Consider the following 14,369-nt stretch of genomic DNA (forward strand, 5'->3'; position numbering starts at 1 on the left):
GCTGCCATGATTAGGGTTTCTGTATGGGGTCGCTTGTTGAAGGACGGGGGGCGGTTTGACGGAAGGGGCCTGGGAAAAGGAGGGAGCATGACAGGAGGAGCTATCTATTCCCGTGTGCTGAAAGACGGGCGCTTGCAGTGTCTGGTCTGCCCCCATACCTGCATTTTGAAAGAAGGGCAGCGGGGCCGTTGTTTTATACGTATGGCTGAAGGAGAACGGGTTATTCTCACCGCCTATGGCCGATCCTCCGGATGCTGCGTAGATCCTATGGAAAAAAAACCATTGTATCATTTTTTACCGGGAACGGCTGTACTTTCCTTTGGTACGGCAGGTTGTAATCTGAGCTGTCGTTTTTGCCAGAACTGGGAGCTGTCCCGATCCCGCAGCATGGAGCGGATGATGGTCAGATCTTCTCCCGAAACCATTGCGAGGGCTGCTCTGAGAAATGGATGCAGGAGCGTGGCCTATACCTACAATGATCCAGTTGTTTTTCTGGAATATGCCATGGATACGGCAGAGGCATGCAGGGAACACGGTATTGCTTCCGTAGCCGTAACGGCTGGCTATATTCAGGGGAAGGCCAGGGAAGATTTTTTTTGCCGGATGGATGCGGCCAATGTAGATCTGAAGGGTTTTTCCGAATCGTTTTACGGGAAGTACTGTGGTGCCTCTCTGAAGCCTGTTTTGGAAACACTGGATTATATACGTCATGAAACATCCCTTTGGCTGGAAGTGACCACTCTGGTCATTCCCGGGCACAATGATTCCGATGCGGAACTGGATGCATTGTCTGCCTGGATTTTTGAGCATCTGGGTGCGGATACTCCCCTTCACTTCACGGCTTTTCATCCGGACCATCAGTTTCGGCACGTGCAGAGAACTCCAGTAACGGTTTTACAGCGCGCCAGAAAAAGGGCCATGAATCAGGGACTTCATTATGTGATGACAGGCAATGTGCATGACCCGGCAGGGTCTGGTACGTACTGCCACCACTGCGGGCATTTGCTTATTGGGAGGGCTGTATTCTGTATTACGGAGTGGCAGCTTTCGGAAGGGGGATGCTGCTGTGTCTGTGGTACCCAATGTGCCGGGATTTTTGAAAAGGGCCCCGGTCAGTGGGGATCGGAGAGCCTGACTTTCAGGGGGTGATGTCTTTTTATGGTATGGGTGTACCCAGGTATGGGACTTTATCTGCGTGCATTTTTTGAAGGAAGAGTGATTTCTGTACTCATTGAATTATTATCTGTTTTCGATCAAACCAGGTGGCGTGGCATGGGATGTCCGATGATCAGGTTTCGGGACCATGGGAACAGACGGGGCGGATTGAGCCAGCCACCCCGTCCGTTGAGGAACGCCTGTTTTTTAGTGAATCGGACTGGTTACAAGGGTTCCTATGCTTGCATTTTTTCTGGAGTCAATTACAAAGGCTGCGGAAGCCGTTTCCCGTGTATCAAGAATGAAAACGGCCCCAAAGGGAATGCGGTCTGTACGCCTGTCTTTTTTTAACCCTGTGGCTGAAATTTCTTTTTCCTCAATCAGATAATAGGTCTGGCCTGGCATCACTCCGTCTTTTTTGCCGAAGTTAATATAGATTATATCTTCCTGGGCAAACATCGTTTGATTCAGATCTCCGGCTATGATTTTTCCCTCGAGGCCTTCAACAGGTGGTTTGAGAGGAATTTCTGGTTTGCGTTTCGGCATGGGAAAGAGCAGGTCCCCTTCCTGTATGGGGCGGAAAGCCGAACTGACATGGCCTATGGTAAGACCGTTTCTGTGTTCTGTTATATCCACAAGTCCTGATATGTAATGGAGATAACCGATATAGGAGCGCTGATTATCCGGATTTCGTACCTTTTCAGGGCTGGCATAGATGATGTAACGGCCGGCTATGGGAAGTATGCGATCCGCTGAGGGAGCGATATAGACCCGGTCGCTGGTACTGATCATGTCCCGGCTTTCCGTTGCAGCAATTATCCGGGCTGACGGTTCCACCGGTTCCGGTGTAATGAAGCCTACTCTGTGGATGGGCGAGAACCGGTAGGAAGGTGGTTCAGGCTCAGGCAGCGGTTTTTCTGTTATAATCGGAAGGGGTTCGGGTTCAGAAATAGTGCCCCGGAGTGCAAGGCGCAGTTTCTGGCCCGGGTAAATCCAGTGGGGGTTATGACTGCTGATGCTTATGTCGTTTTCGGCCCAGAGTCCTGGCCAGTACCATGCCGTATTGAAAAAACGGGCGGAAACATCCCAGAGAGTGTCTCCTTTCTGAACAACATAATAAAATCCATCTTCAAGCTCCAGAACCCCCGGAGGAGGAGTATGGCGGTCAGCCATGGCTGCCGCTGAACAGAGCAGCAGGGAAATAAGAAGTGAATGAAGGAGAAGGCGTCGAATCATAATAATATTTTCCTGTGAATAAGAAAGGTAGCAATGGGTAGTGTGGAAAGGACACAGTTTTCATCTTCCTTTACCGGATGCATGCAAATTTCAGTCCTGCAAATGTATCCGGTGGATTTAATTTTACTTCAATAAAAAACTGGTTTTCGAGGAAGGACTATAATAGAAATATATCCTTTATTATTAACGGCATCAGAGAAGCTTTGTCAAGTTCGACAAAGGTTTTGTAAAGAGAAAAAGAAAAGAGAGACCCTATGCAGCGTATCGTACATCTGCTTTTTGAAGCACTCATGCTGAAACGTTTACCCCGATCCGGGTATCATTTTTTGGGGTCAGGGAGTGAGAGTGTGGCCGAACACTCTTTTATGATCACTATGATTGCTTATGTCATGGGCCAGATGAATCCAGAAGCGGATCAGGGCAAGCTGATGGCCATGTGTCTGCTGCATGACCTTCCGGAAGCCAGAATGGGAGATCTGAACTATGTACAGAAAAAATATGTTTGCGCCGATGAAAAAAAAGCGGTGAGAGACCTTGTGAAAGGTTTGTCCTTTGGTGGTGAGATGGTAAGACTTCTGGATGAGTTCACTCAGGGAGAAAGTCTGGAGGCACGTCTGGCAAGGGATGCGGACCAACTGGCTTTCCTTGTGGACTTAAAGGCCCTTGCGGATACGGGCCGCAGGGGGCCGGCAAAGTGGATGGGGGTTGTGGAGAAAAGGATTCTGACGGAAACAGGCCGGAGTCTTGCCCAGAGTCTGCTGGATACAGACTGGGATGCCTGGTGGCTTGAAAAGTATGCCGAACCTCCCCGTGAAGGGTAAACTGGAATGCCATGGTGAAGAAGCAGCACGCAAGAGAGGACGTTTTGGGTCTGACAATTTTTGTCTTTTTTTGCCTTTTTTTGTCTTTCTGTGGAGCGCTCAGGTTGGTTTCTGGCCTGTGCTGTTTCGATGCGGAAAGTCTGGGTAAGAAGTGAATAAGGTATCTTGCTGCTGTTTGTCACTGAAAAAGAATTGCGTAAGCAGGTTGTGGAGATCGGTGTGATATCATCCGGAGAAAAAAAAGAGCGCTGGCTGCAACAGGAGCTTACCGGACTGAAGGCGGAGCTGGCTGCTGAACAGAAGGAAAAGCGTTTTTTTGCACGGCATTGCAGGCAGCTTCGCAGCCTGCTTGAGAATGCTCTGGAACAAAACCGGCTTCTTGCTGATGAAAGAAAGTCATTATGGAGTCATATTGAAAAACTGCAGGTGAGACGGCGGTCCGCATTGGAAAAAATGATAGGTCTCCTGTCTTTTTTGCAGGAGTGTCATGGAGGAGGAGAGGGTCTGGAAGATCAGCTCCTGCTGACGGAAGCGGTCGGTGACGAGCTTCGACTTTCTTTTAAAGAAAAGTGGCGATTGAGGCAGGCGGTCAGGCTCCATCGAATCGGTTTGTTTCACCTTCCCCACGAACAGCAGACAAAGCCGGAGATCTGTTTCTCGGTCACTGTTAAGGAGACCCTGGTGCAGGTTCCCGTGGCATCGGCACACATGGTGGCGCAGCTCGAAGGGCTTTCAGGCGTTGCCAGAGTTCTGCGTCATCTGGGAGAGCGTTATGATGGCAGTGGGGGGCCATCGGGCCTGAAAGGAGAGAATATACCCACCGAAAGCCGGATTCTTTCAGCCGTGCTGGCTTACGGAAGTCTGGTTGCTGCAGGGCAGGACCGGGAACGGGCACTGGTCCGCCTCGGTCAGGAGGCGTTGTGGGATCCAGCGGTTCTGGCTGCCCTGCGTATGCTCGCCAGTCAGGATGACAGTGGGGGTCGGACTGTCCGGATCAGATTGTCCGACCTTGCTCCGGGCATGGTGCTGGCAGCTCCCCTCCATGCCCGCGCTGGAGCCATGCTTCTTCCGGAGGGCATCTCTGTGACGGAAATACACCTTGAAAAGCTGCGGGCATACAGTGGTGCAGGCCCCCTTGATGAGATGGTAAGGGTTTACAGGTCTGAGGAGGAGTGAAAGAAATGGGACCACACTGGCAGTGGAAAGATTCCTCCGGCTACATGAATTGAGGCAGAGGGTGCCAGGAGTGTTTTTTTGGGAAAATTGCCTTTGATTTTTTATGATTATTTGCAAGTATAGTGTATCTTGGCAGGTGCAGTGTTCTGGATCGTGAAAGGTTTTTTTCACTGATTGATAAAAAGAACATGGCGTCTGTCTGAGGTTGTCAAGGGTATTGGCAGGGTTTAGCCAGCCAGTTTTTTTTACCTTCTGCGGGTCGAATGCAAGGATTGTTTCCTTATGGATATTGCTTCCATTGTCGGACTGATTGCGGGTGCAGGCTTTATTCTCATGGGGATTCTCCTGGGAAGCGGTATCGGTCTCTTTGTCAACGCTCCTTCCATGGCCATTGTCATAGGGGGTACCATCGGGGCCACACTGGTTGCTTTTCCCCTCAAGGATTTTTCCAAAGTCGGCAAGGCGCTGAAACGTATTTTTATGTTCAAGCTTGAAAAGCCGGAAGATCTGGTTGCGCGGCTTGTGGAAATTTCCAATAAGGCAAGAAAAGGCGGCCTTCTTTCCATTGAGGGGGATATCAAAACCATTGAAGATCCCTATTTCGCATCTGCAATTCAGATGACCGTGGATGGGGTAAAGACCGCCGATATTGCTGCTATTATGCAAAAAAAAATGGGGGTTGTCCTCAGAGAGAATAAAAGCGGGATCACCCTTTTTACGGTCATGGGAGCCTATGCACCGGCATTCGGCATGATCGGTACGCTCATCGGTCTTGTCCAGATGCTGGCTACCCTTGATGACCCCTCCACCATCGGACCCAAAATGGCCGTGGCTATGATTACTACTTTTTATGGTGCCGTTATGAGTAATCTTGTTTTTCTTCCCATGGCGGACAAACTGAAGGTGAGGAGTGCAGAAGAGATTAAAAATATGACCCTTCTCTATGAAGGCGTGATTTCCATACGTGAGGGTGAACACCCACGTCTTATGGAAGACAAGCTGAACATCTATCTGATGGATGCCAAGCAGAGTAAGGAAGACAAGAAAAAGTAATATGGGGTAACCAAAGGAGCATCACCCATGGCAGAAGAAGGGGAAAAAGAGAAACCTCCCGTGCTGGCCCAGCCGGTTGCCGATGAGGAGGAAGGAGAAGGAGAAGGCGGGGCTCCCAAGTGGATGACCACCTTTGCCGATCTCATGACTCTTCTTCTGTGTTTTTTCGTGTTGTTGTTTGCCATGAGTACCATTCAGGATGAAGTGTTCAAGGAGATCATACAATCTCTCCGAACGGCACTGGGTGTACAGACCATACCCGAAGCAGGTACCCGGGAAGGTCTTATCATGGACCCGAGCAGCCCGGAACCCCGTGAACGTCAGCGGGAAGCCGTGGATGAGCTGGGTGCCATGGTGCAGAAGGAGGTTGAGGAAATTGTTTCCGATGTACGGGAGCTGGTGCTTTTCAATCGTCTGGGCGGCATGGTGGATGTGCGGGAAAGCGACGTTGGGGCCGTGATCACCATCTCTGACATGGTGCTGTTTCGTTCTGGTGAAGCGGTCATGGTACCAGAAGGTGCCGAAATTATGGGTAAGCTCGTGGAGGTGTTGAAGCAGTTTCGCTATCCGATCCGTGTTGTCGGTCATACGGATACGGTTCCCATAGCAACGGCCCAGTTCCCTTCCAACTGGGAACTGTCTACGGCAAGGGCTTCGCAGGTGGTCCGTTTTCTTATTGACAGGGGGCTGAATCCCCTTATGCTGACAGCTCAGGGCTTTGGAGAATACAGGCCGGTGGACACCAATGACAATGCACAGGGCCGTGCTAAAAACCGTCGGGTTGAGGTTATTTATGAACGGGCCAGTATCGGTGATGTTTTGAGGCAATGAATTTTTCGGAATGAAAATCCGGAAACAAACCGGCAACGGGATGGCCTGTTGCCGGTTTGTTTTGATGGGGCTGGGAAAAGATTACGGGAAAAAAGAATGAAGCGTCTGACTCTCATGGAAACGGCGGCAAGCCTTGATCTGCCTGTCGATACGCTGGAGCGCTGGATCCGGCAGGGCCGAATACCCATTCTGCGGGATGGGAGTTACTGTGTTTTTAAACTGGACAAGCTGACTCGCTGGGCGCGGCAGCACCATATGCCTTTTCGGATTAGTGAGGGGGGGGGCGGCTGTGAGAAAGGTAGTGGTTGTGAAAGTCTGCTTGCGGAGGCTTTCCATCGTGGAGGCTTTGTTATAGGCTTAAAGGAAGAGGACAGGGAGGGCCTCCTGGGCCGGATGATTTCCGTTTTGCCAGATCTGCCGGAAACAGTTGCCCCCCGCCTTATGGAACGACTTCTTGAGAGAGAAGCTCTGGGATCCACAGGGGTTGGTAGAGGTATTGCCCTTCCCCATCCGAGAATTCCTTTGGAAAACTATCCTGAGAGTGCCCGTATTCTAGTGGCATTTCCAGAAAAACCTGTTGACTATGGTGCCATAGATGGTCAGCTGGTATTTGTTTTTTTTCTTTTGCTTGCTCCGGATGTAAAAACCCATCTGAGCCTTCTTTCGCGTCTCTCCTGCTGTCTGAGAACCCCAGAATTTTATGCTCTTCTGGCCCGAAGGCCTGGAAGGGAAGATCTCATGAAAGCACTCACGATTTATGATCAGGGGCTCTTGAAGCGTGGGGAGATACGTTCATGAAGGGAGCGGACAGAGTCGCAGGGGGCTGGCATTGGCTTCGGTCCCATATGGATCCTCAGCTTTTTCTGATTGCTCTGGCCATCCTGGTAGGGCTCTGCGGGGGGCTTGCCGCCGTGCTTCTCCATCATCTCATTGAAATGGTTTTTTCGTTTCTGTCGGGGCATAGACAAGTTCCATGGGCTTTTCTGTTTCCGGCAGCGGGAGCAGCCGGAGCTGTTTTTTTTATGGAGAAGGTTGTCCGGGAAGACAACGGTCATGGGGTGCCGGAAGTAATCTATGCCATCAGCCGTCATGGAGGACTGATCCGGTTACGCTCTTCTTTTTCAAGAATTCTTGCCAGCAGCATGACCATCGGCAGTGGCGGTTCCGCCGGGCCGGAGGCACCTGTGGTCATGAGCGGGGCTGCCATTGGTTCGAATATAGCACGGATGCTGGGTCTGAATGAACGGCAACGTGTGGTTCTGGTTGGTTGTGGGGCAGCCAGTGCCATTGGTTCCATTTTCAACGCGCCTGTGGCTGGCATGGTTTTTACCATGGAAGTTCTTTTGGGGCAGTGGCGCAGCAGTCATCTGGTGCCCATAACCATTGCAGCCGTAACAGGTACGCAGCTGAGCCGAAGACTTCAGGGAAATCAGATACCTTTTGAGAGTGCGGCATTCGGGATTCAGATTCATGATATCATGGCCTCCGTCGGGCTGGCGGTGACCACCGCGGTTGTGGCCATTCTTCTGATACGCAGTCTCCGTGGCATGGGTGGTGTTTCATCCCGTGTGGCATCGGTGTGTCGTCTTTCGTTATGGATGAAAGCCGGGGTGGGAGGTCTCTGCGTAGGGGTTATGGGTGTTTATTTTCCTGTTGTTCTGGGTGAGGGATACCATGCCGTGCGGGAAATGATTGCAGGGCAGTTTGCAGCAGGAATAGGAGTGGTCGTGCTGGTTCTCGGGGCTAAAGTGCTGGCTACGGCCTTTACGTTGGGATGGGGTGGCGTGGGGGGAATCTTTGCTCCCGGCCTGGTGATTGGAGCTATGACAGGCCTGCTGTACCACCGGATTCTTGTTTATTTGTTTCCTTCCACGGCATGGGTGAATGAGGGGTGTTTTGCTCTTCTCGGTATGGCCGGATTGTTAGCGGGGGTTCTGCAGGCACCCTTGACGGCCATTTTTCTGATTTTTGAAATCACCGGCGGGTATGAAGTGATGCTGCCTTTAATGGTTGTTTCCGCTTTGTCTTCCATTCTTTGCCGTTATGGTGAGCCTGCATCCATTTATCTGAGGGATCTTGAGGCAAGGGGGGAGTTACTTCGACCCGGTACGGATGGTCGGGTACTGCTGGACCTGCGTATTCCTGAAATAATGGAAAAAGATTGTGCAACCATCAACAGGAATATGCTTTTGAAGGAGTTTGTGCAGTTATTGCGCAATTCCAGAAGAAATTTTTTTCCGGTGGAAGACGATGCCACGGGCCGTTTTGTGGGTATGGTTCATCTCGACGATGTGCGCCCCTACCTTCTGGATGAGATGCTGTACGAAACGGTTCTCATGGAACAGCTTATGCAGAGGGATGTGGCTGTGGCGCATCCGGATGATGAGCTGCAGGATGTTCTGGATACCATGGACAGGCTGGGGCTTTTCAGTATGCCTGTGGTGGCGGATCATCGTTTTATGGGCATGATATCCAAAGCAACGCTGCTGGACCATTACCGCAAGGAGCTGCGGGTACAGACCAGTGATGGCTGACGCAGGAGAAATTTGTGAATCCCAGATTACTGCACGTTTATCAGAATACTCCCACAGGCAGGGAAGCCCTGCTCCAGACATCTTTTTTCTGCAGGATGATGGGCGCTGCCCCCGTGATTTATTTGCCGGAAAGCCCTAGATTTCTAATGTATTTCGAAAAAAAGGTGGTTCAGGTTGATCTGGAGGGTTTTCATGAAAACAGGGAAGGTGTCCGGGAATGGCGCTCACGGGCATCGGATATTCTTGCAGAAGCAGGGCTGGATGCCCACTTTTTGGAAATTCGCCACAGAACAACACCGGATCTTCCTGATGTACCCGTGGATTTTGACTATATGACCTGCCCCGTTTCCCCCTTTCCCCGGTTTCCAGTTTATTCGGAGCTGGGAATGCGCAGATTGACAGCTGTAGCTCCTTTTACTTTACTGCTTCCTTCTCCTGTGGCCAGGGAATGGAAAAGTCTGGTGGTTTTTTATGAGGGTTCCGGTCAGGGGGAGGGTGTGCTGGCTGCCGCACTGATGATGGCCCGAAATGCAGATCTTCCCCTTGATCTGTTTACTTTCGGAAGTGCTGACAGTGTAAGAGATCTGCCTTTTGCTGGTGCTATCCGTCATATTTTTTCCGGTAATAAAAACGGAAAAAGAGAATCTTTGTGGATGAATGTCCCCCATGATGCCCTGGCAGTGATGGGGGCTTCACATCGAAGCTGGCTGCGGGAGAGATTCGGCTTTACCCTTAAAAAGGAGTTCCGCCGCAGAATGGCATCGGCTCTTTTGCTGACGGGTCCGGTTGCCCAGGAGCGTTACATGCGTATCTGGGAAAGACGAATGGGTTCCTGAAGCATGGTGCGGGCACTTATGGCGAACTGTTCTGTAATATCGGAAACATAAAAACGGTGCAGGTTGGTTTTTTCCAGCTGAGCATCCATATCCGGGTGCTGACGGAGGTAGTCTGTTACGGTCTGTGCAACGCAGCTTCCGGAGTCAATGATACGGACATGTTTGCCGATTTTCCGGTGGATGATTTTTTTGAGAATGGGATAATGGGTGCAGCCCAGAATAAGGCTTGTCACCTGCCTTGTTTTTAAAGGGTTGAGATATTTTTTGACAATCCGGACAGTTTCCGGCGTGTGCAGCCAGCCTTCTTCGACAAGCGGAACCAGGAGGGGGCAGGGTACGGAATGTACGGTGGCATCTGGACGCAGGGCTTTGATCTTGCTTTCATAAATACCGGAACGGATGGTTGCCCGAGTGCCGATTACGCCGATTCGTAAGGATCCTTTAGCATTGACGGCAGCCTGAACCGCAGGGTCCACTACTTCAAATACGGGCAGGTGGAAAGAGGCTGTAACGGCTTCCATGGCTGTACTTGCTGCGGAATTACATGCTATTATAATAATCTTTGCACCGTTCTCAACAAGAAAACGGGTGTTTTCCATGGCGTATTGCCGAACGGTTTCAGGGCTTTTGGATCCGTATGGCATCCGGGCTGTATCCCCGTAGTAAAGAATATTGTATCCGGGAAGGGCCTGCATTATGGCGCGCACCGTAGTGAGGCCTCCGATACCGGAATCAAAAATACCTATCATGAAAGTTGCTTTCAGTGCCTTTTTTCCGCAAGGTCGGAAAGGGGCTGGAAAGGATGGTTGGATGAAATTTGATACCAATCCCATGCGCCAGGAAATATTTACTCTGGGGCTGGAAGTGGATGTGATTTCCGCATATCTTTGTTGCTGTGGTCTTGCTGCTGACGGGGCTCTTTCCCGTGACCGCCTTCTGCATGTATGGAACCAGGATGAAGGGGTTCTGGACATGGCCCTTGCGGTATTGGAGGCACGCAATATTGTCACCCTGTTCAGGCAGGAAAAAGGGGCCTGTTATCAGATACATCCGCCGGAGCAATGGCTTGTTCCGGTCTGAATCCGGGTCTGGTTTTCTGCAGGGAGGCAAGGGTCTGGTTATAAACGGCCTGTGCAGGAGCCTTCTGGATAATACCCGGGCAGGCATCACCCATCAGCTGCCAGTTGCCGGGCTGGCGGAGTACGGCAGGGATAAAGGGCCATTCGCGGCACATTCTGGGTTTTACGGGGTGGATGCTGCAGATGTGGTCTTTTTGAAAAATGCAGCGATTCTCTTCATCAACAGCCAGAACGGGTCCCCTGGCTGCCTCCTGGCAGCAGCTTTCCCGGAAAACGGTTTCAGAAAGACCGGTGAAACGGGCAATGGCATGAATATCCTCGCTGCTGACATAGGTACCGCCGAAGCCTTTGCAGCATTCGCCGCATTGTTTGCAATCAAAGACTGGATTTTCAAGTGACATGACGTCGTGACTCCAATGCGCGTTTGAGTGTGACCTGGTCAATATATTTGAGATCCCCTCCCATGGGAATACCCGACGCTATACGTGTGATGCGGACGGGGAGTCCTGCCAGCTGTTCTGCAATATAGGCCGCTGTGGCTTCACCTTCCACCGCCGTTCCCGTGGCCAGAATGATTTCCCGAATCTCTTCGGTTCGGGTACGGAGTAAAAGTTCCCTTATGCGGATGTCTTCCGGCCCGATGCCATCCATCGGAGAGAGGACTCCCTGCAGTATATGGTATACCCCCTTAAAACCGGAGGCTGCTTCCACAGCCATCATGTCTGCAGGTCTTTCCACCACACAGATAATTCCGGGGTCCCGTGCCGGGTCCCGACAGACAGGGCAAAGGTTGCTTTCGCTCAGGGCAAAACAGCGTGAGCAGAGACGCACATTGGCTTTCAGGGCAAGGATGCTCTGGGCCAGCCCCCGTACTTCATCCCCGGAAGCTTTCAGCAGATGGAGCGCCAGTCGTTCAGCCGTTTTCGGACCGATACCCGGAAGGGTGGAAAGTTGTCGGATAACCTGAAGAACCGAAGGCGGGTAGTGCTGCATAGGTAGTGCTGTCTTTCTCGGCCGGATCAGAAACAATTACTGGCAGAACCCAAGAAAAAGGTCCGTTGCGTCTTTGCTGCAACGGACTTTCTGTGAAAGAAGAACTCGCCGGTTATGGGATAAGGTTTTTCTGGCTGCAAGGCCGGGTAAAAAAACCTGTGCTGGAATGTGCAGAACCGGAAAGGTTTGAAATGTATCAGAATAGCCCAGGGATTTTCATGCCGCCGGTGAGCTGGCCCATGGCGGAAGACATCATTTCCTGGGATTTCTGAAGAGCATCGTTTACGGCTGCAATGAGAAGATCCTGCAGCATTTCAATGTCTTCCGGATCGACAACTTCTTTTTCCACGTGGATGGAGAGGATTTGCTGTTTGCCGTTTGCCACGACACGAACCATGCCTCCACCGGCGGAGGTCTCAACGGTTTTGTCGGCCATTTCAGCCTGCATTTTCTCCATTTGCTGCTGGAGTTTTTGGGCCTGTTTCATCATCTGACCCATGTTCCCCATGCCTTTCATGACGCCTCCTTAAAGGAAAGAGATCTCAGCAACCCTGCCCTTGAAAATTTCCAGTGCGTCCTGCACAAGGGCATGGGTTGCCGCTTCATTCCGTAAAAGTTCTTTTTCAGACTGATTGTGAAGGGCTTCGGTACCATCTGCTCCCGTGGTTGTAATGGTAAGCTGCAGCGGATTCCCGAAAATTTCATGGATGAGTTGTTCCACAAGCTGGCGGGTTTTTTCATTGCTGAGCCTCGATACGGAATACCCCGAACCCTGAACTTCCACTTCCATACTCTGATCGTCAAGCTTTTTCAAGGCTGTTTTGGTTGCAAGGAGCTCGCCCATGGACGGGCTGGCTTTGCGAAGCCGGGCAATGAGGAGTTTCCAGCCCTCTTCAGGATTGACAAGGTTGTTTGATTTTGCAGGCACATAATTTTTCGGGGAGGCCTGGGGGCTGTCCGCCTGGACTTGTCTGGTTTGGGGGGGCTCTGCTGTGACAGGCAGGGATACATTGCCCTGCGGTGGACTGTCCGGTCTTTTTGTGAAAGGAGGCGATGGGCGGATGGCATAGTCTCCATAGGGTTGAGGGGAGGATGTTGCAGAAAGGAGATGGTGGGGGTGCTCTGAAACAGTCTCCGGGTCAAAAAGCGGCGGCAGGAACTGTTCGGTGGCGGTTTCATGAGTTTCTGGTGTGGCAGGGTCTGCCAATGCAGGAGAGGGGATACCAAAGGCGTTGGGTGGGTGGCTGTCGACATTTGTTTTGTGATTGGCATGGATTTTATCCTCCATGCGTGCGGATTTTCTGCTGGAGAGGGGTGCATCCTGTTCAGACTTGTCGAGAATATCGTTACGCAGGGCATCCAGTCTTTCCACAAGGCGATCAATGGAAAGGGCAGGCTTGAGGCGCAGGCAGCGCAGCAGAAGGGTTTCCATGGCAATTCTGGGGTGGGATGCGTGCCGCAAGGTGTGCTCTTCAGCCATGAGCATGTCGAGAAGGCGGGAAAGATAGTGCGCCGATGCAGGGCCAGCCTGTTGAATGAGATCTCTGGCACTTGTTTCCGGGATATCCAGAAGTTCCATGCAATTCTGATGGCTTACCTTGACCACCAGAAGATTGCGGATATGAGAGGCGATGTCTGCGTGAAACTTTTTGAAGTCCACACCCGCATCATGGAGTTCCCGGATAATGGAAAAAACGGTTTCCGTATTCCCATGAAGTATGGCTTCTGTTATTTGAAAGGACTGGCTTCGTGCGGCGATACCAAGTATGGCCGCAACATTTTCCCTGCTTCCCTGGGATGAGTCCAGCCCGGCTATGACCCGGTCGAGAAGGCTCAGGGCATCGCGCACGGACCCGTCTGCTTCCCTTGCGATCATATCCAGCCCGTCATTGTCCAGCTCTACGGATTCGGCCTTGCAGAGGGTTGCAAGATGACTTGTCAGCAGAGGGGTGGATACTCTCCGCAGATCATGCCGCTGACATCGGGAAAGGATGGTCAAAGGGATTTTATGGGGTTCTGTGGTGGCGAAGAAAAAGAGAACATGGGCAGGAGGCTCTTCCAGTGTTTTGAGCAGTGCATTGAAGGCTGCCGTAGAAAGCATATGAACTTCATCAATGATGTAGATTCTGTACCGGCTGTGGGCTGGCATATATCCAAGGCCTTCCCGCAGGTCTCTTATCTGGTCCACGGAATTGTTGGATGCGCCATCGATTTCCATTACGTCCACACCGTTGCCTGCGGTAATTTCCCGGCAGGACCGGCATTGGTTGCACGGGTTTGGAGAGGGTCCTTCGGCGCAGTTCATGGCTTTTGCCAGAATGCGTGCAATGGATGTTTTACCAGTTCCTCTCGGACCACAGAACAGTATGGCATGGGCAATCCGGTCGGCAAGGATGGCATTCTGCAATGTCTGGGAGACATGTTCTTGAGCAATGATTTCTGAGAAGGATTGGGATCTGTATTTGCGGGCCAGCACCAGATAGGACATGAGAAGAGCTCCTTGCCGTAAGTTTGTATTCCATAGACCCTAAAACAAAGAAACCCCGCCGTAAAGGCAGGGCTTTTATTTGCACGGCATTGTATATGGCGGAGAGGGGGGCCGCCGTCCATATGTTGCGCCATGCCGTTATGTGTAGTTAAAACCCTTTGGTTTTC

15 protein-coding genes are annotated in these 14,369 nt (G+C 51.5%); 9 read left to right on the forward strand and 6 right to left on the reverse strand.

Annotated elements, in window-relative coordinates; all coding sequences use genetic code 11:
• Positions 1–87: 87 nt before the first annotated feature.
• Positions 88–1,149, forward strand: coding sequence for an AmmeMemoRadiSam system radical SAM enzyme (gene amrS / locus OOT00_RS01765; protein WP_265423572.1), 1,062 nt, complete (start codon positions 88–90; stop codon positions 1,147–1,149).
• Between the two features lie 213 nt (positions 1,150–1,362).
• On the opposite strand, the gene OOT00_RS01770 is transcribed toward amrS, so the two are convergent.
• A complete protein-coding gene (locus tag OOT00_RS01770) occupies positions 1,363–2,391 on the reverse strand; it encodes a LysM peptidoglycan-binding domain-containing protein (protein WP_265423573.1) in 1,029 nt (342 codons plus the stop codon).
• A 254-nt stretch (positions 2,392–2,645) separates the two neighbouring features.
• On the opposite strand from OOT00_RS01770, the gene OOT00_RS01775 reads away from it, so the two are divergent.
• The 7 genes from OOT00_RS01775 to OOT00_RS01805 all read left to right on the forward strand — a co-directional run bounded on the left by OOT00_RS01775 (position 2,646) and on the right by OOT00_RS01805 (position 9,642).
• Positions 2,646–3,212, forward strand: a complete 567-nt coding sequence (locus OOT00_RS01775) for an HD domain-containing protein (RefSeq protein ID WP_265423574.1) — start codon at positions 2,646–2,648, stop codon at positions 3,210–3,212.
• A gap of 165 nt (positions 3,213–3,377) precedes the next feature.
• Positions 3,378–4,388, forward strand: a complete 1,011-nt coding sequence (locus OOT00_RS01780) for an HD-GYP domain-containing protein (RefSeq protein ID WP_265423575.1) — start codon at positions 3,378–3,380, stop codon at positions 4,386–4,388.
• 282 nt (positions 4,389–4,670) lie between these two features.
• Complete coding sequence (locus OOT00_RS01785) at positions 4,671–5,441, forward strand: motility protein A (RefSeq protein ID WP_265423576.1); 771 nt, start codon at positions 4,671–4,673, stop codon at positions 5,439–5,441.
• A gap of 27 nt (positions 5,442–5,468) precedes the next feature.
• Entirely contained in the window at positions 5,469–6,272 is an 804-nt protein-coding gene (locus OOT00_RS01790) for a flagellar motor protein MotB (protein ID WP_265423577.1), read from the forward strand.
• Positions 6,273–6,368: 96 nt separating this feature from the next.
• Positions 6,369–7,070 carry a PTS sugar transporter subunit IIA gene (locus OOT00_RS01795; RefSeq protein ID WP_265423578.1) on the forward strand — a complete coding sequence of 234 codons (702 nt, stop codon included), beginning with the start codon at positions 6,369–6,371 and terminating at the stop codon, positions 7,068–7,070.
• A complete protein-coding gene (locus tag OOT00_RS01800; RefSeq protein WP_265423579.1) occupies positions 7,067–8,806 on the forward strand; it encodes a chloride channel protein in 1,740 nt (579 codons plus the stop codon). The genes OOT00_RS01795 and OOT00_RS01800 overlap by 4 nt, the downstream gene beginning before the upstream one ends.
• A gap of 14 nt (positions 8,807–8,820) precedes the next feature.
• Complete coding sequence (locus OOT00_RS01805) at positions 8,821–9,642, forward strand: hypothetical protein (protein WP_265423580.1); 822 nt, start codon at positions 8,821–8,823, stop codon at positions 9,640–9,642.
• On the opposite strand, the gene murI is transcribed toward OOT00_RS01805, so the two are convergent.
• On the reverse strand, positions 9,606–10,391 hold the full coding sequence (murI, locus tag OOT00_RS01810) for a glutamate racemase (RefSeq protein WP_265423581.1): 786 nt from the start codon (positions 10,389–10,391) through the stop codon (positions 9,606–9,608). The two genes, OOT00_RS01805 and murI, sit on opposite strands and share 37 nt — an antisense overlap.
• A 61-nt stretch (positions 10,392–10,452) precedes the next feature.
• Between murI and OOT00_RS01815 the strand changes: the two genes are divergently transcribed.
• Positions 10,453–10,722, forward strand: a complete 270-nt coding sequence (locus tag OOT00_RS01815) for a hypothetical protein (protein ID WP_265423582.1) — start codon at positions 10,453–10,455, stop codon at positions 10,720–10,722.
• Here OOT00_RS01815 and OOT00_RS01820 read toward each other — a convergent pair.
• From OOT00_RS01820 to dnaX, 4 genes are all read right to left on the reverse strand, one after another.
• Positions 10,658–11,122 carry a YkgJ family cysteine cluster protein gene (locus OOT00_RS01820; protein WP_265423583.1) on the reverse strand — a complete coding sequence of 155 codons (465 nt, stop codon included), beginning with the start codon at positions 11,120–11,122 and terminating at the stop codon, positions 10,658–10,660. The two genes, OOT00_RS01815 and OOT00_RS01820, sit on opposite strands and share 65 nt — an antisense overlap.
• Positions 11,112–11,714 carry a recombination mediator RecR gene (gene recR / locus OOT00_RS01825; RefSeq protein ID WP_265423584.1) on the reverse strand — a complete coding sequence of 201 codons (603 nt, stop codon included), beginning with the start codon at positions 11,712–11,714 and terminating at the stop codon, positions 11,112–11,114. Before recR ends, OOT00_RS01820 begins: the two co-directional genes overlap by 11 nt.
• Positions 11,715–11,910: 196 nt before the next feature.
• A complete protein-coding gene (locus OOT00_RS01830) occupies positions 11,911–12,222 on the reverse strand; it encodes a YbaB/EbfC family nucleoid-associated protein (RefSeq protein WP_265423644.1) in 312 nt (103 codons plus the stop codon).
• Positions 12,223–12,240: 18 nt separating this feature from the next.
• Positions 12,241–14,202, reverse strand: coding sequence for a DNA polymerase III subunit gamma/tau (dnaX, locus tag OOT00_RS01835; RefSeq protein ID WP_265423585.1), 1,962 nt, complete (start codon positions 14,200–14,202; stop codon positions 12,241–12,243).
• Positions 14,203–14,369: the final 167 nt, after the last annotated feature.

This window comes from Desulfobotulus pelophilus (assembly GCF_026155325.1).
Taxonomy (GTDB): domain Bacteria; phylum Desulfobacterota; class Desulfobacteria; order Desulfobacterales; family ASO4-4; genus Desulfobotulus; species Desulfobotulus pelophilus.

Coding starts and splice junctions, on each gene's coding strand:
- amrS (WP_265423572.1), top strand. CDS start 88: ATGACAGGAGGAGCTATCTATTCCCGTGTGCTGAAAGACGGGCGCTTG.
- OOT00_RS01770 (WP_265423573.1), bottom strand. CDS start 2,391: ATGATTCGACGCCTTCTCCTTCATTCACTTCTTATTTCCCTGCTGCTC.
- OOT00_RS01775 (WP_265423574.1), top strand. CDS start 2,646: ATGCAGCGTATCGTACATCTGCTTTTTGAAGCACTCATGCTGAAACGT.
- OOT00_RS01785 (WP_265423576.1), top strand. CDS start 4,671: ATGGATATTGCTTCCATTGTCGGACTGATTGCGGGTGCAGGCTTTATT.
- OOT00_RS01790 (WP_265423577.1), top strand. CDS start 5,469: ATGGCAGAAGAAGGGGAAAAAGAGAAACCTCCCGTGCTGGCCCAGCCG.
- OOT00_RS01795 (WP_265423578.1), top strand. CDS start 6,369: ATGAAGCGTCTGACTCTCATGGAAACGGCGGCAAGCCTTGATCTGCCT.
- OOT00_RS01800 (WP_265423579.1), top strand. CDS start 7,067: ATGAAGGGAGCGGACAGAGTCGCAGGGGGCTGGCATTGGCTTCGGTCC.
- murI (WP_265423581.1), bottom strand. CDS start 10,391: ATGATAGGTATTTTTGATTCCGGTATCGGAGGCCTCACTACGGTGCGC.
- OOT00_RS01815 (WP_265423582.1), top strand. CDS start 10,453: ATGAAATTTGATACCAATCCCATGCGCCAGGAAATATTTACTCTGGGG.
- OOT00_RS01820 (WP_265423583.1), bottom strand. CDS start 11,122: ATGTCACTTGAAAATCCAGTCTTTGATTGCAAACAATGCGGCGAATGC.
- recR (WP_265423584.1), bottom strand. CDS start 11,714: ATGCAGCACTACCCGCCTTCGGTTCTTCAGGTTATCCGACAACTTTCC.
- OOT00_RS01830 (WP_265423644.1), bottom strand. CDS start 12,222: ATGGGGAACATGGGTCAGATGATGAAACAGGCCCAAAAACTCCAGCAG.
- dnaX (WP_265423585.1), bottom strand. CDS start 14,202: ATGTCCTATCTGGTGCTGGCCCGCAAATACAGATCCCAATCCTTCTCA.